Source organism: Pseudomonas kitaguniensis (genome assembly GCF_049199985.1).
Classification (GTDB): Bacteria; Pseudomonadota; Gammaproteobacteria; order Pseudomonadales; family Pseudomonadaceae; genus Aquipseudomonas; species Aquipseudomonas kitaguniensis.
The window spans coordinates 158,157-175,548 of sequence record NZ_JBLZPT010000010.1 but is presented as its reverse complement, the minus strand read 5'-3'; the positions used below and the strand labels follow the sequence as shown (position 1 = coordinate 175,548).

Annotated in this window: 13 protein-coding genes; 7 read left to right on the top strand and 6 right to left on the bottom strand. The window is 60.9% G+C overall.

What is annotated here, in order from left to right; genetic code table 11:
• Positions 1–190: 190 nt before the first annotated feature.
• The 3 genes from ACOZK9_RS14910 to ACOZK9_RS14900 all read left to right on the top strand — a co-directional run bounded on the left by ACOZK9_RS14910 (position 191) and on the right by ACOZK9_RS14900 (position 2,514).
• Positions 191–745, top strand: coding sequence for a UPF0149 family protein (locus ACOZK9_RS14910; protein ID WP_152749541.1), 555 nt, complete (start codon positions 191–193; stop codon positions 743–745).
• Between the two features lie 90 nt (positions 746–835).
• Positions 836–2,092, top strand: coding sequence for a 3-phosphoshikimate 1-carboxyvinyltransferase (locus tag ACOZK9_RS14905; RefSeq protein ID WP_152749539.1), 1,257 nt, complete (start codon positions 836–838; stop codon positions 2,090–2,092).
• Between the two features lie 32 nt (positions 2,093–2,124).
• Positions 2,125–2,514 carry a hypothetical protein gene (locus ACOZK9_RS14900; RefSeq protein WP_152749537.1) on the top strand — a complete coding sequence of 130 codons (390 nt, stop codon included), beginning with the start codon at positions 2,125–2,127 and terminating at the stop codon, positions 2,512–2,514.
• 17 nt (positions 2,515–2,531) lie between these two features.
• On the opposite strand, the gene ACOZK9_RS14895 is transcribed toward ACOZK9_RS14900, so the two are convergent.
• Positions 2,532–3,137, bottom strand: coding sequence for an NAD(P)H-dependent oxidoreductase (locus ACOZK9_RS14895; protein WP_421556134.1), 606 nt, complete (start codon positions 3,135–3,137; stop codon positions 2,532–2,534).
• Positions 3,138–3,248: 111 nt separating this feature from the next.
• On the opposite strand from ACOZK9_RS14895, the gene ACOZK9_RS14890 reads away from it, so the two are divergent.
• Positions 3,249–3,851 (top strand): TetR/AcrR family transcriptional regulator, encoded by a 603-nt coding sequence (locus ACOZK9_RS14890; RefSeq protein WP_058414998.1) that lies wholly within the window; start codon positions 3,249–3,251, stop codon positions 3,849–3,851.
• A 39-nt stretch (positions 3,852–3,890) separates the two neighbouring features.
• On the opposite strand, the gene ACOZK9_RS14885 is transcribed toward ACOZK9_RS14890, so the two are convergent.
• Entirely contained in the window at positions 3,891–4,571 is a 681-nt protein-coding gene (locus tag ACOZK9_RS14885) for a GNAT family N-acetyltransferase (RefSeq protein ID WP_421556133.1), read from the bottom strand.
• Positions 4,572–4,748: 177 nt separating this feature from the next.
• Here ACOZK9_RS14885 and ACOZK9_RS14880 point away from each other — a divergent pair, with 177 nt between their 5' ends.
• Positions 4,749–5,600 (top strand): CAP domain-containing protein, encoded by an 852-nt coding sequence (locus ACOZK9_RS14880; RefSeq protein ID WP_152746797.1) that lies wholly within the window; start codon positions 4,749–4,751, stop codon positions 5,598–5,600.
• 176 nt (positions 5,601–5,776) lie between these two features.
• Positions 5,777–7,999, top strand: coding sequence for a GAF domain-containing protein (locus tag ACOZK9_RS14875; RefSeq protein ID WP_152749531.1), 2,223 nt, complete (start codon positions 5,777–5,779; stop codon positions 7,997–7,999).
• A gap of 19 nt (positions 8,000–8,018) precedes the next feature.
• Here the strand turns inward: ACOZK9_RS14875 and ACOZK9_RS14870 are convergent, their stop codons facing one another.
• The 4 genes from ACOZK9_RS14870 to ACOZK9_RS14855 form a co-directional block, all read right to left on the bottom strand.
• Positions 8,019–9,185 (bottom strand): GGDEF domain-containing protein, encoded by a 1,167-nt coding sequence (locus ACOZK9_RS14870; RefSeq protein ID WP_421556132.1) that lies wholly within the window; start codon positions 9,183–9,185, stop codon positions 8,019–8,021.
• Between the two features lie 51 nt (positions 9,186–9,236).
• Positions 9,237–11,474 (bottom strand): 1,4-alpha-glucan branching protein GlgB, encoded by a 2,238-nt coding sequence (gene glgB / locus ACOZK9_RS14865; protein WP_122249963.1) that lies wholly within the window; start codon positions 11,472–11,474, stop codon positions 9,237–9,239.
• Positions 11,471–14,818: a maltose alpha-D-glucosyltransferase gene (treS, locus tag ACOZK9_RS14860; protein ID WP_421556131.1), complete on the bottom strand. Its 3,348-nt coding sequence runs from the start codon at positions 14,816–14,818 to the stop codon at positions 11,471–11,473. Before treS ends, glgB begins: the two co-directional genes overlap by 4 nt.
• Positions 14,819–14,911: 93 nt before the next feature.
• Positions 14,912–16,900 carry an alpha-1,4-glucan--maltose-1-phosphate maltosyltransferase gene (locus ACOZK9_RS14855; RefSeq protein WP_421556130.1) on the bottom strand — a complete coding sequence of 663 codons (1,989 nt, stop codon included), beginning with the start codon at positions 16,898–16,900 and terminating at the stop codon, positions 14,912–14,914.
• 204 nt (positions 16,901–17,104) lie between these two features.
• On the opposite strand from ACOZK9_RS14855, the gene ACOZK9_RS14850 reads away from it, so the two are divergent.
• On the top strand, positions 17,105–17,263 hold the full coding sequence (locus ACOZK9_RS14850) for a hypothetical protein (protein ID WP_421556129.1): 159 nt from the start codon (positions 17,105–17,107) through the stop codon (positions 17,261–17,263).
• Positions 17,264–17,392: the final 129 nt, after the last annotated feature.

Genomic DNA, 17,392 nt, shown 5'->3' with positions numbered 1-17,392 from the left:
TGACTGGCGAGTGATAAGGCCCGAACTATATCAAGGGAGCGCGACGGCGCATCAGCCAAAAGCCGGACGGGCAACAATACAGTACGCTGTGCCAACGTCTGGAAAACGCTGGATAAAAACCGCCCTACGCGCCATTCTTTGCGCTTTAAGCCGCCCCGTCAGCGGCGCTCGACGTATAAAGGATATGCCCATGCACGCCCAACCCCTCGCGCCCGCCGACTTCGACTCTGTCGAAGCCACCCTGCTCAAGTACGGCGACGACCATTCGGTGCTGAACCTGGCCGAACTCGACGGTTACTTCACCGCGCTGGTGTCGAGCCCAACACAGGTCGACATCGGCGAGTGGTTCCCGGCCATTTGGGGTGGCCAGAACCCACAGTGGGAAAGCCTGGAAGAGGCCCAGCACTTTCTGGAGCTGTGCGTGCGCCACATGAACACGCTGGCAGCGCAATTGGCCAGTGATGCGCAAGGCTTCAAGGCACGTTTCGATGAGACCGAGCATCAGGGCCAAATCGTGACGCTCGCCGAGGAATGGTGCTTTGGCTATGTGCGCGGCGCCGCTATCGGCGATTGGCCGCCACTGCCCGCCGAACAGGCCGGCCAACTCGAGAAAATCTCCTGGTGCGCCGAGCAGGATAACTTTGAGTTGCCGGCAGACCTCGATGTGCAGGCGCATCAGCAGCGGGTCAGCGCCATCGAACCGGCGGCGCGGGCGCTGCATGATTACTGGCTAGCCCAGCGCTAAGCCTCGACAAGCACCGCGTCTATGCCCGATTATTCGGGTCCGCCCGTCGACCACCGCGCACCCCATTGCCTTGATCAGGAGCCTTGTACCTTGAGTTCGCAGAAAACCGTGACCGTTACACCGCCCAATTCACCGCTGAACGGCAAGGTCGCGCCCCCCGGTTCCAAATCCATTACCAACCGCGCGCTGTTGCTGGCGGCGCTGGCCAAGGGCACCAGCCGTTTGAGCGGCGCGCTGAAAAGCGATGACACCCGCCACATGTCGGTGGCCCTGCGCGCGATGGGCGTGAGCATCGACGAGCCGGATGACACCACCTTCGTGGTCACAAGCTCAGGCAAGCTGCAATTGCCGGCGCACGCGTTGTTTCTCGGGAATGCGGGCACCGCGATGCGTTTTCTCACCGCGGCCGTGGCCACCGTCAACGGCACCGTGGTGCTGGACGGCGACGACTACATGCAAAAACGCCCGATTGGCCCGCTGCTGGCCACCCTCGGCCAGAACGGTATCCGCGTTCACAGCCCGACTGGTTGCCCACCGGTTACCGTGCATGGCGTGGGCAAGGTGCACGCCAAGCGTTTTGAAATCGACGGCGGTTTGTCCAGCCAGTACGTGTCGGCCCTGCTGATGCTCGCCGCCTGCGGTGAAGCACCGATTGACGTTGCGCTGACCGGCAAAGACATCGGCGCGCGTGGCTATGTAGACCTGACGCTGGACTGCATGCGGGCTTTCGGCGCACAGGTCGAGGTGGTGGATGACACCACGTGGCGCGTCGCCCCCACCGGCTACACCGCGCATGATTACCTGATCGAACCCGACGCCTCGGCGGCGACCTATTTGTGGGCGGCCGAAGTGCTGACCGGTGGCCGCATCGACATTGGCGTGGCGGCGCAAGACTTCACCCAGCCGGATGCCAAGGCCCAAGCGGTGATCGCGCAGTTCCCGCAGATGCAGGCGACGGTCGTCGGCTCGCAGATGCAAGACGCCATCCCGACCCTGGCCGTGCTCGCCGCGTTCAACAACACACCGGTGCGTTTTACCGAACTGGCCAACCTGCGCGTGAAGGAATGTGACCGCGTGCAAGCGCTGCACGACGGACTGAATCAAATACGCCCAGGCCTTGCGCGCATCGAAGGTGATGACTTGCTGGTCGCCAGTGACCCTGCACTCGCCGGTACGGCGTGCACCGCGCTGATCGACACCCACGCCGACCACCGCATCGCCATGTGCTTTGCTTTGGCCGGGCTGAAGGTCTCGGGAATCCGCATTCAAGACCCGGACTGCGTCGCCAAGACCTACCCTGACTACTGGAAGGCCTTGGGCAGTCTTGGGGTTGCGCTGAGCTACTGAAGCCGCCGCGCCGGAATGGGGAGGCACTGCACATGACCATTCGCCAACCCTGCCCGCCCGGCGCGTGCGTCTGCGAGCGCGAACAGCTGCTGCAAGCGCCCGGCGCCGACCTGCGGATTCTCAACCTGACGCGTCAGGAAGAGAAAAAGCTGATCGAGCGCCTCGAAGACCTCAAAAGCCTGCAAGACCTCGAACGCATGCAACAGCTGATGCACCAACAACTCGGTATCCGCGTGCATATCGCGCCGGGGCACACCGAGGTCAAGAGCATGCGCGGCATTCAAATCGTCATCGACGACCTGCCGGGCATGTGCCGCAAAACCCGGCAATCGATTCCGGCGGCGATCCGTCGCGGTATGGAAAAACGCCCGGAAATCGCCTACCGCTTGCTCGATGCCCACGACCTGTTTGGCCAGGGTTGAGCGGCGGCAGCCTCCGCTCAAGCGTTTTCACGCAGCTGGGGCCGCTCGAACATCTGCCGCCCCAACGCCATGGCGCTGTGCAAATGCGCTTCGGCGCCGCCTGACTCCGACTCCAGCAGCAACCTTGATGTCAGCACCTGCGCACCACAGTAATCAAAGATCCCGTAGTCGATTTGCGTGCGCATGGCGTTGGCATAACCGTGCCGATCAAACGCGCTTTGATCCGCAGCGCCCAGCGCCAATAAATGCACCTGCAGGTGCCGCAGCTTTTTCACCACGGGTGTGTCCGGGCCGTAGTCAATCGCCCAGCCGTTGACGAACACACGGTCGATCCAGCCTTTGAGCAAACCCGGCAGCGACCACCAGTAGATCGGGAACGCCAGCACCACGGCGTCGGCGCGGTCGATGCGCGCCTGTTCGGCAAGGATCTCGGCGGGCGGCGCGGCGTGCGAGCGGTGCACCCGATGGTCGGCGGCGCTGTAGCGCGGGTCGAAGCCTTCGGCGGCAAGGTCGGCGATTTCGTACGTGTGGCCGCAGGCGGTCAGCCCCGCCGCCACTTGCGCCGCCACGCCGTGGGTGAGGGATGCCGGGTCGTGGTGAGCAACAACGATCAGTGCGTGCATGACAGTGACTCCAATTCGGTTTAGGCTCGGGCGAAGCTACGTTTGGTAAGCTACGCTTAGTAAGCTACTTTTGGTAAGTTACCCGAATCAAGTTACTTTTGGTATATAAGCATGTCAAGTACTGAATCCCCTGCCCCACGCCGACGCCTTTCACGCGAAGACCGCCTGCGCCAATTGCTCGACGTTGCCTGGCAACTGGTGCGCGCCGAGGGCACTGATGCCCTGACGCTCGGCCGCCTGGCTGAGCTGGCAGGTGTGACCAAGCCGGTGGTCTACGACCATTTCGTCACCCGCGCAGGGCTGTTGGCGGCACTGTATGAAGACTTCGACGCGCGCCAGAACCAGGTATTTGACGAAGCCCTGCAGACCAGCAGCGCGACGCTGGGCGAACGCGCGCAGGTGATCGCCGCGTGTTACGTCGATTGCGTGTTGTTACAAGGGCGGGAGATTCCGGGGGTCATTGCCGCGTTAAGCAGTTCCCCTGAACTGGAAACCTTGAAGCGCAAATACGAGGCCATCTTCCTCGACAAATGCCACGATGCACTGGCGCCGTTCGCGCCCGGCGCCAGTGTGTCCCAGGCTGGCCTGCGCGGCATGCTCGGCGCAGCCGAAGCGTTGTCGCAGGCGGCGGCCAATGGCGACATCAGCCGCGACGAGGCGCAGCATGAGTTATTCGCAATGATTGTGGCGATGGTCGAACGCGGGGCCGCTTGACTGAACCGATAAAAACCTTCCCGGGAAGTTTTTTTGCATTCAGGCCTGGTGCTCACTCACAAAGCGCTGGACCTTGCGTGTTAATTGATCCAGATGCCGATCACGCTGTTTCTCCGCATCGGTCATCGCGCGCTTGCCGTGTTTTTGCAGCAGGTAGGTGTGAATCTGCCGAACCTCCAGCGATTGGTAAATCGCCGCTACGTCCAACACGCCCATCAGGCCATCGGTGCCGTAGTCACGGGTGTTCATCAACACCTGAGTGCCACGCGCGCCGCGTACTTGAAAGCCCAAGGCCTCAAACACCGCGACCTTTTCCACGGCGCACGCCAACTCGGCGTGAGGGTAACGCGCCAGCACCTCGCGCATCATCGCGCGTGCCACGCCCTGGCGCCGACAGCCTGCCTGCACCGCCATGAACGCAATACCGCACGCCTCGGGGTCGTCTTTTACCGGCAAGTACAGCAGAAAGCCGATGACCTTTTCGGGGTCCTGCGCAGCCGTGGCCACGATCAGTTCAACCGCAATGCCCTTGGCTCCGCCCAGCGCTTCCAGGTACAGGTGCACCTCAAAGCCAAGCGCGTATTGATAGATGTTATAGAGCAGGTTACTCGGCGCCAGCGCGACGGCGCTGATGTCGGTGAGGTTGTCCACCACCATCTGCAGGATCTGGCTATTGATCGACTCGGGGCACGGCGTGGTGTAACGGGTAAGGCTGAACATGAACATTCCTGGAATTTTGCGTCAAGGCAGCGGCGATTGTACCCGTTACAACAGTGTGGCGAGCGGGCTGATCAACCCCTGCAGAACACCCGTTGAGGCAAAAAAACAAAAAAGGCGTTGCACCACACCGGGCTACATCGCGCATCATGGGCACTTTCAAGCTCAAGGGTAACGTCCATGCGCGTGCTGTCATTGATGATGGGTCTTACGACGCTGGCCGCCAGTCTGGCGTTCTGCGCCAGCGCGATGGCGGATGAAGAAACTCAGTTGGTGCAACAGATCAATCAGTACCGCAGCCAGGTTCAGCGCTGCGGTAATCAGGGTTCCCAGGAACTGCCGCCACTGGCCAGCGATACGCGGCTGGTGCTGCCGGCAACCAATGTCGGCGATTTACAGCAGGCACTGGCGCGGGCTGCGTACCCCATGGTGAATGTGCAGGCTATCAGCCTGTCCGGGCCTAAAAACGCCGAGGCGGCGATGAAAGCCGTGCGCGAGAGCTTCTGTCGTGTGGTGCTCGACCCGCAATTTGTCGACATCGGCGTGAGCAACAGCGGCCAGGACTGGCGCATCGTGCTGGCCCGCCCGCTGCTCTCCAGCGGCTTGGGCGACTGGCAGACCGAAGGCAAGCAACTGCTGAGCCTGGTCAATGCGGCGCGAGAACAGCCGCGCCAATGCGGCAGCCAAGCCTTTACCGCGACCACACCGTTGTCGTGGAACGACAACCTGGCCGATGCGGCAAATAGCCACACGCGCAATATGGCCAACGGCAATTTCTTCGACCACCTCGACCACGACGGCCGGACGCCCGGCGACCGCGCGGAATTGGCGGGCTATGGGGCAAAAAATATTGGCGAAAACATCGCCGCTGGCCTCGACACGCCGCGCAAGGTGGTCGACGGCTGGCTCGCCAGCCCCGGCCACTGTGCCAACCTGATGAACCCGCAGTTTCGTGAGTTGGGCGCGGCCTACGCCATGGACCCGAAGAGTGATGCAGGCATTTATTGGACGGCGGTTTTGGGCGCGCAATAGCACGCCTGGACGGCCTCACGCGGCCAGCCATACCGACCTATTCAAACGGAGTGAGACATCACATTGCCATCTCATGGATAATCGCGCTGAACTGGCAGCGTGGATGCGTGTCTGTTGCTGAGTGCGCTGGTGCACTCAGGTGACTTCGAGGCCGCGGTAAATAAGGTGTTGACCGAATGATGAACTGGCTGCAAAGCAGCAGCGACATGGCCGAGAAGGTACGCTTGCACAATTGGGCGAGTACCCCGCTGGGTCCGCTTGAAGAGTGGCCCGATGTGCTCAAAACCACTGTTGCACTGAGCTTCGCGTCGAGCTTCCCGCAGGCCATCATTTGGGGGCAACACCTGATTACGCTCTACAACGATGCGTTTGTGCCGATTCTTGGCGATAAACCCAGCGCATTGGGGCGCGCATTCAGCGAGACCTGGCGCGAGGTCTGGGCCGAAGTCAGCCCCATCGCCAACGCCGCCTTTCAGGGGCATGCCACCTACATCGAAAATTACCCCTTGGTGGTTGAGCGCGGCAGCGGCCCAGAGCAGGCGTACTTCACGTTTTGCTACAGCCCTATTCGCGACCCTCAAGGCACGGTTGTCGGCATGCTCAATACGGTCACGGAAACCACCGCTACGGTATTTCTGGCTCGGCGCCTGGCCGTGCTCGACGCCATCAGCAGTCATGTCGTGAATGCCCACGACGCCGAAGCGATCATGACCACCACCACGCGCCTGCTGGCCGAGCATTTGGGCGTGTCGAATTGTTCCTACGCCGATATGGATGCCGATGAAGACGGTTTCACCATTCGCGGCAACTGGGTCGCTCAAGGCTCGCCAAATATCGTTGGGCGCTACAGCCTGTCTACCTTTGGCGCGCGGGCGGTAGAACAGTTAAGCGCCGGTGAACCGCTGGTGATTCGCGATAACCGCGAGGAGTTCATCCCTGAGGAGTCGGCCCGCTACCAGGCGCTGGGCGTCACCGCGTCGGTGTGTTTCCCGCTGATCAAGCATGGCCGCCTGACGGCGCTGATGGCCGTGCACGATAAATCCCCGCGTGTCTGGTCGCCCTATGAACTGGCACTGGTCGGCGAAGTCACCGAACGTTCGTGGGCGCACATCGAGCGTGTACGCGCCGACACCGCTGTACGCGAGGGCCTGGCGGCAATTACCGAACTCAATGCCACCCTGGAGCGGCGGGTCGAAGAACGTACCGCCGCACTGGCCCGGACCGAGGCCGCCCTGCATCAGTCGCAAAAGCTCGAAGCCATTGGCCAGTTGACCGGCGGCGTGGCCCATGACTTCAACAACCTGCTGACCATCATTCGCTCCTCGGTGGACTTCTTGCGCCAGCCAGGGCTTTCCGAAGCACGCCGCCAACGCTACGTGGGCGCAGTCTCGGACACGGTCGAACGCGCCAGCAAGCTCACCAGTCAATTGCTCGCCTTTGCGCGCCGCCAACCGCTCAACCCGCAAGTGTTCGACGCCGGCCAGCGGGTGAAAAATATCGGCGAGATGCTTGAAAGCGTCACCGGTGCGCGTATTCAGGTGCGCACGGAAGTGCCCGAGCAGACTTGCTATGAGCCCTGCTATGAGCCCTGCTATGTAAGTGTCGACGTGAGCCAGTTTGAAACGGCGCTGATCAACATCGCCCTTAACGCCCGCGATGCCATACAGGGTCAAGGCACCCTCACACTGCGCGTGGCGAATGTGGCGGCGCTGCCAAGCATTCGTGGCGATGCCGCCGTACACCAGCCGTTTGTGAGTGTTTCACTGCTCGACACCGGCATCGGTATTTCGGCTGACATCGTAGAGCGCATTTTCGACCCGTTTTTTACTACCAAGGCTGTGGGCAAAGGCACCGGTTTGGGCTTGTCGCAGGTGTTCGGGTTCGCCAAACAGTCCGGCGGCAACATCGACGTGGCCAGCAACCCTGGCCAGGGCAGCGTATTTACCCTGTACCTGCCGCAAGCAGAGCCCGTGGCTGAGCAGCCTTGCGCGCCGCAGCACGATCACGGCGTGGCCCTGCACACAGCGCACGACGCCGCCCTGCTGCATATTTTGATCGTCGAAGACAACCTCGAAGTCGGTCGTTTTGCCAATCAAATCTTGCAGGACCTGGGCTACCAGACCACCTGGGCCACCAACGCCGAGCAGGCATTGGCGCTGGCTGGCCCGGATGCCTCGGGGTTCGACGCGGTGTTTTCGGACGTGGTGATGCCAGGCATGACGGGCGTAGCGATGACCAAGCTGCTGCGCCAGCGCCGGCCCGACCTGCCGGTGGTGATCACGTCGGGCTACAGCGAAGAGTTGGCCGACAGTGGCTACGAAGGGTTCGAGTTCCTCGCCAAGCCGTACTCTGCCGAACAGGTGGCCTGCGCGTTGGCCAAGTCGATGCTCAAGGACTGACGGCTACCGCGTCGCTGCCCTATTCTGCGAAGGCGACCTGGTTGCGGCCGAGCGCCTTGGCGCGGTAAAGCGCCTTGTCGGCGCTGTTCATCAGGCCGTGCAGGTCCATATCAAGATGATGGGTGGCGGCAACACCAAGGCTTGCGGTCACGCCCTGCACCGGGTCGGAGACCAGGCCAGAAATCGCCTTGATCAGTTGCTCGGCAATGCCCCGTGCGGTGTCCAGCGTGGTATTGGGCAGCAGCACCGCAAACTCCTCGCCACCGAGCCGACCATACACATCAGCCTGACGAAACGATGCGCTGATCACCTCGCCAATTTGCCGCAGCACTTGGTCACCCGCCTGGTGGCCGTAGGTGTCGTTGATCTGCTTGAAGTGATCCATGTCCATCATCAGCACGCACAGCGGCTGCTGTTGGTGGCGACACTGCGCATACGACACATGGGCATTTTCGAAAAACGCGCGGCGGTTCATCAGCCCGGTGAGTTCATCGGTCTGCGCGGCGTGCGTAGAAATATTGCGTGCGCGTTCCATTTGCCGGGTCAGGCGAAAGGCTTTTTCGAGCGCATCTGAAAATTTACGCGTAGCGCTGACCACAAAGGTCGAGAACACCAGCACTGCAATGCCCACGCCCACTTGCATCGACGATGGCTGAAACAGCAACCACACGGTGCAGGGCATCAGCACCAAGGCCATGGAGCCCAGCGTCATATAGCGATACGCCGAATAACACGAGACCGCGCTGACCGACATGCCGACCGTAAACAACATCACCACAACCTGCGAAAGACGGTCGTCGGGAGGCATCACCGCCAGCGCGCCAATGCCCCACACACCGGCAGACAGCATCAACGTGAGCGCATAGCGGCGCTCCCAACGCTCGGGCGTACGCCCGCTGTCGGGGCAGCGAAACCAGCCCATGAACATCTTCAGCCGTAACAGCGAAGACGCCGCCAGTGCCACCAGCCAGACCAGCATAACCGTGTGGTCAAAACGCTCCCAACACAGCCAGCAGAGCATAAGGGCGCCCAGGTAGCCGCCGAAAATAGCCGCGAACGATTGGCGAAAAAGCTGGTGCAAACGATCTGTTCGCACCTGCTGTTCGATAAAACCATCCTGGTCCTGCCCACGTCCTAGGCTATTCATGAAGTCCGTCTGCCCCGACTGCCACCACAAAGGCGGCATTGTGGCACCTCGCCAGCAGCACGGACAACACAAACCGTTACGCTAGAGCCGTTAGAGCGCTTGAGGCCTCAGAATCAACACGCCCAGCGGCGGCAGATTCAACGACAACGACACTGGCTGCCCATGGCGCGGCTCATCCTGAGTGAACACTTCCCCACCGTTGCCATAATTGGAGCCCGCGTACGTGTCGGCATCACTGTTGATCACCTCGCTCCAGCGCCCAGCAAAAGGTACGCCGACCGAATAGGCCTCACGCGGTACCGGCGTGAAGTTGGCCACCACCAGCACCGGCTTGCCGTCCTTGCTCCAGCGCAGCCATGCGTAGACGCTGTTGACGGCGTCATCGCCAATCAGCCATTGGAAGCCTTGCGGTGCATCGTCCTGTTCGTGCAGTGCTGGTTCTTCGCGGTACAAGCGGTTCAGGTCGCCAACCAGCTTCTGCACGCCACGGTGCTCGGGGTACTGCAACAAGTACCAATCGAGCTGCTGGTCGTGGTTCCACTCGCGCCACTGGCCGAACTCGCAGCCCATGAACAGCAGCTTTTTGCCCGGGTGCATCCACATGAAACTCAGGTAAGCGCGCAGGTTGGCAAACTTCTGCCAGCGGTCACCGGGCATCTTGTCGATCAGCGAATGTTTACCGTGCACCACTTCATCGTGGGAAATCGGCAGGATAAAACGCTCGGACCAGGCATACACCAAGCCAAAACTCAGTTCGCTGTGATGATGGGCGCGGTATACCGGGTCTTGCTGAATGTAATGCAGCGAATCGTGCATCCAGCCCATGTTCCACTTGTAGTTAAAGCCCAGACCGCCCTGCTGGGTCGGTTGGCTCACACCCGGCCAGGCCGTCGACTCTTCGGCAATCACCAGCGCGCCGGGCGCTTCCAGGGCAACCACATCGTTCAAATGACGCAGAAAATCGATGGCTTCGAGGTTCTCGCGGCCGCCGTGCCGGTTAGGCACCCATTCGCCGGCTTTGCGTGAGTAGTCGCGATACAACATCGACGCCACCGCATCCACGCGCAGGCCATCGATATGAAAGTGTTTAAGCCAGTGCAACGCCGAGGCCAGCATGAACCCGTGAACTTCGGTGCGGCCGAGGTTGTAGATCAGCGTGTCCCAATCCTGGTGAAAGCCTTCCAGCGGGTTAGCGTATTCGTACAGCGCAGTGCCGTCGAATTGCGCCAGCCCGTGGGTATCGGTGGGGAAATGCGCCGGCACCCAGTCAAGAATCACGCCGATATTGGCCTGGTGCAGGGCATTGATGAAGAACCCGAAGTCTTCGGGCGAACCAAAGCGTGCGGTCGGCGCAAATTGCGACAAGGCCTGATAGCCCCACGAGCCGCCGAACGGGTGTTCCATGATCGGCATCAGTTCGATATGCGTAAAGCCCAGTTCCTGTACGTACGGAATCAAGCGCTCGGCGAGTTCGCGCCAGCCATATTGGCGCGACACTTCACCGGCCTCGTCCAGCTCGCACTGCCATGAACCCACATGCAACTCGTAAATCGACAGCGGCGCCGAAGGGTGTTGGCGCTCGGCGCGCGACTGCATCCACGCGTCGTCCTGCCAATCCACGTGCAACGGCGCAGCGACTTTGGAGGCGGTGTCGGGCGGCAACTGGGTGGCCAGCGCCATCGGGTCAGCCTTAAGCGGCAGAATGCCATTGGCGCCGAGAATCTCGTATTTGTAGGCCGCGCCCGGTTGCAGGCGCGGCACAAAGATCTCCCACACCCCCGACGGATGCCGCAAGCGCATCGGATGCCGGCGGCCGTCCCAGATATTGAAATCACCCACCACCGACACGCGTCGGGCATTTGGCGCCCAGACGGCGAAGCGCACACCTTGCACGCCATCTACGCTGGTGACCTGCGCGCCGAGGCAACTGCTGAGGTCGCGGTGGTTACCTTCGGCAAACAGGTACAGGTCCATCTCGCCCAGCAGCAATTGGCTGAAGCTGTACGGGTCTTCGGTGATTTGCTCGCCACCGGCCCACTGAATTTTCAGCAGGTAAGCCTGGCGCGTCGTGAAGTGCCCGATAAACAAGCCCGGCACCTGGGTCGCATCCAGGCTGCCGATCGGTTCACCGCCGTCACGCGTCAACACCTGAACGCTCAGGGCTTCGGGCAAAAACGCGCGGATGAATTGGCCGCCATGGTCGTCATCGTGCGGCCCCAGAATCGAGAAAGGGTCCGGGTGCTCGGCGCGTACCAGCGCTTCAACGTCGTGGGACGCCGGCATCGCCTTCAATGTCGATTGCAGCGGTTGTTTATCTGTAAAACTCATGAATTCTCCTCACCGCGTGCAGTTTTCGATATAGGTGTAAGCCCGCTGAGCAGTCCGTGCAAACCTTGCAACGGCACCGGCAACCAGGTCGGGCGATTTTCCGCTTCGTAAGCCACTTCGTACGCGGCCTTTTCCAGACTGAACAAGGTCAGTGCTGCACGCTGGCCCTCAGCATCCTGCCAGGCATGCGCCAGTGTAGACGTCGCCTGGTGATAAGCCTCGGTAAAGGCCTCACGCGCTTCACTGAGATAGCGATCGGTCACGCGCTTGCGGGCGGTGTCCGCTTCGGGCGAGTGATCCACGCCTTGTACATTCAGCGCCATGGCCGCCGCGTAATCAAACGAGCGCAGCACGCCGCTCACGTCTTTATACGGGCTATGTTTACCGCGCCGCTCATGCAGCGGTCGTGCAGGTTCGCCTTCAAAGTCAATCAAGTAGGCATCCCCCTTCACCACCAAAACCTGGCCCAGGTGCAAGTCACCGTGAACCCGAATGCGCAGCCCGCCCGCCGTGGCTTTCGCCAGGGCTTGAACATGACTGCCGATGGCTTTTTTCTGCGCCAGTAAATCACTGACCAGCGCCTGATCGGCGGGGTTCAACCGGGCTTGATGAAGTTTGAGTAATTGCAGCGCGCGGTCGATTTGCGCGCCCACATCCTTGGCCCAGGCTTGCGTGTCCTTGACCGTGGTGGCCTCGGGTTTGAAATCTTTATTGCCGGTAGGCGCGCCGAGTACCACGTGCATTTCACCGAGGCGCTGGCCGAGCAAACCGGCAAAGTCTTTCAGCTCGCCAAGGGCGTTGTAATGCTGTTCCTGTTCGGACATGGCCTGCGCCAGCTCGTCGCGAATCGCGCGTTCCAGGCTGTTTTGGGTCCAGGCCCACGCATCGCCCTGGTTGCTCAAATAACCCTGAGCAATCATCAACAAGTTGTCCTCGCCCTGGTTATCGCGACGGATCATCGAGCCCAGCAACGGCGAAATGTTCGGGTAACCGGCTTCGGTCAGGTAGGCGCTCATTTCCAGTTCCGGGTGCACGCCGCTGCTGACTTTACGGATCAGCTTGAGCACCAGGCTTTCGCCGACCACCACTGAACTGTTCGACTGCTCGGCCGACAGGTAACGCACCTGCGCCTCGTCGGTCAGTTGCAGCGGGGCCAGGTGCGGTGTGGCCTCGAAGCGCAAATCGCCTTCGCTGGTAGTCAGCACGGTGCCGGCTTGCAAGCCCTGAATAACCGCGCGAATGAAGTGGTCGAGGCTGAACGCATCGGTCACCAGACCCACCTGCCGCACGCGCCGTACGCGCGCCATCGCCAACTGCTGCGGTAGCGCGCTGGTGAACTGGTCCTCACCGAGGAAGCCGAACGGCAACTGATAGCGGTTGACCTGACCGCCGCTGGTCACGTCGATTTCGCTGAGCAGCACCGGATGCTGCGCGTCGCCAAAGCGTACGCCGTAGGCAATTTGCACACGCTCGATAGCGGTGTCCTTGCCGGCGAACCAACGCCGATTGGGCAGCCAAACCGGCAGCGCCGTTTGCTCCAGGGTGGTGCGGCACGGTTCGTCGAGCAATTCTTCCATACGCTGTTTTAGTACCAAGGTGGTGAAGTCGGGGAGGCTCTGCGCGGGTTCCACATGCCAGCTGGGCATCTGGTTCTCCGCCGCGAGCACAAACCAATAGAACCCGTACGGCGCCAGCGTGAGTAAAAAATTCAGCTGGCCGATGGGCGGGAAGGCATTCCCGCCGAGCATCTCCACCGGCACCATGCCGGCGAAAGCCGAGAGGTCGAGCTCTGCCGCCTGCGCGCTGCGCGACACGTTGGCCACGCACAAAATGATTTCAGTGCGCCCGTCTTCGCCGGTGAATTCTCGGGTATACGCCAAAATGCGCCGGTTGCTCGGCGAGAGCATTTTCAAACTGCCCCGGCCAAACGCCTTGGACTGTTTGCGCACCGCAAGCATGCGCCGGGTCCAGTTCAGCAACGAATGCGGGTCTTGTGCCTGGGTTTCGACGTTAACCGACTGATAGCCGTACTGCGCGTCCATGATCGGCGGCAATACCAGGCTCGCCGGGTCGGCGCGCGAGAAGCCGCCGTTACGGTCGATTGACCATTGCATCGGCGTACGTACGCCATCGCGGTCGCCCAGGTAGATATTGTCGCCCATGCCAATTTCATCGCCGTAATACAGGGTCGGCGTGCCCGGCATCGACAACAGCAGGCTGTTAAGCAATTCAACGCGGCGACGGTCGCGCTCCATCAACGGCGCCAGGCGCCGACGAATACCCAGGTTGATTCGCGCGCGTCGGTCAGCGGCGTAGTAGTTCCACAGGTAGTCGCGTTCTTTATCGGTGACCATTTCCAGGGTCAGTTCATCGTGGTTGCGCAGGAAGATCGCCCATTGGCAGTTGGCGGGGATCTCCGGGGTCTGGCGCAAAATATCGGTGATCGGGAAGCGATCTTCCTGGGCCAGCGCCATGTACATGCGCGGCATCAGCGGGAAGTGGAAGGCCATGTGGCATTCATCGCCGTCATCGCCTTTTTTGTCACCGAAATACAGCTGTGTGTCTTCCGGCCACTGGTTGGCTTCGGCCAGCAGCATGCGGTCGGGGTAATGCGCGTCGATCTCGGCGCGAATCTGCTTGAGGACGTCGTGGGTTTCCGGCAGGTTCTCGTTGTTGGTGCCGTCACGCTCGATCAGGTACGGAATGGCATCCAGGCGCAGCCCGTCAATGCCCATGTCCAGCCAGAAGCGCATCACCGACAGCACCGCTTTCATCACCTGCGGGTTGTCAAAGTTGAGATCCGGCTGATGCGAATAGAAGCGGTGCCAGAAGTACTGGCCGGCGACCGGGTCCCAGGTCCAGTTGGACTTCTCGGTATCGAGAAAGATGATGCGGGTGCCGTCGTACTTCTGGTCGTCATCGGACCACACATAGAAGTCACGCGCCGCCGAACCCGGCTTGGCCTTGCGCGCGCGCTGAAACCACGGGTGCTGATCGGAGGTGTGGTTGATCACCAGCTCGGTAATCACCCGCAGCCCGCGGTTGTGCGCTTCGGCGATAAACCGCTTGGCGTCGGCCATGGTCCCGTAATCGCTGTGCACGCCACGGTATTCGGCGATGTCATAGCCGTCATCGCGGCGCGGCGACGGGTAGAACGGCAACAGCCAAATGGTGTTTACGCCCAGATCGGCGATGTAGTCGAGCTTGGCGATCAGCCCCGGGAAATCACCGATGCCATCGTTGTTGGAGTCGAAATAGGATTTGACATGAACCTGATAGATCACCGCGTCCTTGTACCAGAGCGGGTCTTTGATGAACGTGGCAGCCTTGGGTTTCTTCGCCATTGCAAGCTCCTGAAATAGGTGAACGTCTGCCTGAAGCACTGCGGTCAGTGCGGGAGCTGGCGTGCCAGCCCCCACCGTTGATCATCAGTTGGCTCAGGACGTGGTGATTCGCCAGATTCCGAATGGCGTATGCGGCTCCAGCCGCATCCACTGGGTCTTGCCGTACCAGGTCCAGCGATGGCCGTTCATCAAGTCTTCGCCTTGGGTTTGGGCGTCGTCAGGCAAGCCCATTTCCCACAGCGGCAACTCGAAATTGGCCTCCTGCGCATTGAACGGGTCGAGGTTGACCGCGACCAGAATGAAATTGCTGCCGTCCTCACTGCGCTTGCCGAAGTACAGAATGTTGTCGTTCCAGGCGTTGTAAAGCTTGAGGCCCAAGTGCGTTTGCAGCGCCGGGTTTTGCCGACGGATACGGTTGAGCTGGGCAATTTCGGCAATGATGTTGCCGGGGGCGGTGAAGTCGCGTGGGCGGATCTCGTATTTCTCCGAGTCCAGGTACTCTTCCTTGCCCGGCACCGGCGCGGCTTCGCACAATTCAAAGCCCGAATACATGCCCCACAAGCCTGAGCCCATGGTGGCCAGCGCTGCGCGGATCAGAAAGCCAGGGCGGCCGGATTCGTGCAGGAAGCCCGGATTGATGTCGGGTGTGTTGACGAAAAAGTTCGGCCGGTAGCACTCGCGCCAGGGTGACTGGTTGAGTTGCGCCAGGTACTCGCTCAACTCGGCCTTGGAGTTGCGCCAAGTGAAATAGGTGTAGCTCTGCGAATAACCGACTTTACCGAGGCGCGCCATCATTGCCGGCGTGGTGAACGCTTCAGCGAGAAAAATAACCTCGGGGTACTTGGCACGCACATCGCTGATCAACCATTGCCAGAACGGCAGCGGCTTGGTGTGCGGGTTGTCGACACGGAACGTCTTCACGCCCTCCTCGACCCAGCCCACTACGATGTCGCGCAACTCGGTCCACAGGCCAGGGATCGCATCGGCGGCATAGAAGTCGACGTTGACGATGTCCTGGTATTTCTTCGGCGGGTTTTCGGCGTATTTAATCGTGCCGTCCGGGCGCCAGTTGAACCAGCCCGGATGCTGCTTGAGCCACGGGTGGTCCTGCGAGCACTGGATCGCAAAGTCGAGGGCGATTTCCAGGCCGTGGTCGGCGGCGGCTTTGACCAGGCGGCGAAAATCATCACGGCTGCCAAGTTGCGGGTGGATGGCTTCGTGGCCGCCCTCCTCGCTGCCAATCGCGTAGGGGCTGCCAGGGTCTTGCGGGCCAGCGGTCAGCGAGTTGTTCTTGCCCTTGCGATGGCTGCGGCCGATGGGGTGAATTGGCGGAAAGTAGAGCACGTCAAAACCCATGTCATGGATCATCGACAACCGCGAGTGCACATCATTAAACGTCCCGTGACGGGCTGGATCGTCGGTGATCGAGCGCGGGAACAGCTCATACCAACTGGCAAATTGCGCCGCTTCGCGCTCCACGTCGATCGGGTAAACAGTGCTGACGCTCAAGTAGGCACGGTGGTCGGCCTGGGTCATCAGGTGTGCACTGTCTTCGTGCAGGAACAGCGCGACCTGCTCGGTTTCAAGCAGCCCGGAAAGCTCATGGTGCAACAGCATCAGCCGGTCACGCAGCTCGTTGTCACTGCGCTCAGCCGCTTGCAGCACCAAGCTGCGACCTTCCTGCAGTTCCAGGCTGACCGGCACCCCGGCCTCATGCTTTTTGCGCAATTCGTAGCAGAAGCTGGCGAACGTATCGACCCAGGCTTCAATGCAGTATTCGTGGGGGCCTTGCTGGTTAACGGTAAACGCGCCTTCCCAGCCGTTGTTGCCGACATCGGCCATGACCACGCTGTGCCAGCTCTCTTCACTCAGCGCACGCCAGCGAATCACCACGGCGAGCTTGTCGTGGCCGTCGGCAAACACCGTACTGGTGACATTGACCCGCTGGCCAACCACGGCTTTTACCGCAAATTCGCCGCCGTCGATTACAGGGCTGGTGCTTTCAATCGCTATCCGAGGCAACAGCAGCGCCTGGGACAGTGGCAATAGAAAATCGTCTGGAGTCAGTGTTTCAGCAGTCATCGAGCATCTTCCCCTTACGCCCTATGGACGCTCTTTGCTAGATCCGAATTCTGATACGGCGACGCTCTCCCTGAGCAGGGCCGTCATAGGTCCGAGCCTGCACTTGGGTTAAAAGTTCAGGTGAATGTGTTGCCATTGAGCGGGGAATCAATTCCCCGCAGCGGGTGTCCACCGATAGACCAAAGCATAAAGGAGGCCACACCGATGAATATCCCGATCCCGGCTGAAACCCCTGATCCGAATATCGACGATCCGACACTACCGCCCGCTGAGCCGCCGCGGATTCCTGAACAGGAACCGCCCGAAAATGACCCACCGCCTGTGCAGGAACCGCCGACGGGCGAGCCGCCCGTGATCCTTTGAGCGTTACTGGTAAGGCTATTTACAGTCGAAATTTCCTACTCGATTTAGAGAGAAAACCCTAAATCCCGCTGACATGACAGTCCTCATACTGACCCAAGGCTGATCTCAATGCCGTCCCCCGAGACTACG

What these genes read in the sequence shown, in the direction of transcription:
- ACOZK9_RS14910 (WP_152749541.1), top strand. Translation starts at nt 191, where the DNA reads ATGCACGCCCAACCCCTCGCGCCCGCCGACTTCGACTCTGTCGAAGCC.
- ACOZK9_RS14900 (WP_152749537.1), top strand. Translation starts at nt 2,125, where the DNA reads ATGACCATTCGCCAACCCTGCCCGCCCGGCGCGTGCGTCTGCGAGCGC.
- ACOZK9_RS14895 (WP_421556134.1), bottom strand. Translation starts at nt 3,137, where the DNA reads ATGCACGCACTGATCGTTGTTGCTCACCACGACCCGGCATCCCTCACC.
- ACOZK9_RS14890 (WP_058414998.1), top strand. Translation starts at nt 3,249, where the DNA reads ATGTCAAGTACTGAATCCCCTGCCCCACGCCGACGCCTTTCACGCGAA.
- ACOZK9_RS14885 (WP_421556133.1), bottom strand. Translation starts at nt 4,571, where the DNA reads ATGTTCAGCCTTACCCGTTACACCACGCCGTGCCCCGAGTCGATCAAT.
- ACOZK9_RS14880 (WP_152746797.1), top strand. Translation starts at nt 4,749, where the DNA reads ATGCGCGTGCTGTCATTGATGATGGGTCTTACGACGCTGGCCGCCAGT.
- ACOZK9_RS14875 (WP_152749531.1), top strand. Translation starts at nt 5,777, where the DNA reads ATGATGAACTGGCTGCAAAGCAGCAGCGACATGGCCGAGAAGGTACGC.
- ACOZK9_RS14870 (WP_421556132.1), bottom strand. Translation starts at nt 9,185, where the DNA reads ATGCCGCCTTTGTGGTGGCAGTCGGGGCAGACGGACTTCATGAATAGC.
- glgB (WP_122249963.1), bottom strand. Translation starts at nt 11,474, where the DNA reads ATGAGTTTTACAGATAAACAACCGCTGCAATCGACATTGAAGGCGATG.
- treS (WP_421556131.1), bottom strand. Translation starts at nt 14,818, where the DNA reads ATGGCGAAGAAACCCAAGGCTGCCACGTTCATCAAAGACCCGCTCTGG.
- ACOZK9_RS14855 (WP_421556130.1), bottom strand. Translation starts at nt 16,900, where the DNA reads ATGACTGCTGAAACACTGACTCCAGACGATTTTCTATTGCCACTGTCC.
- ACOZK9_RS14850 (WP_421556129.1), top strand. Translation starts at nt 17,105, where the DNA reads ATGAATATCCCGATCCCGGCTGAAACCCCTGATCCGAATATCGACGAT.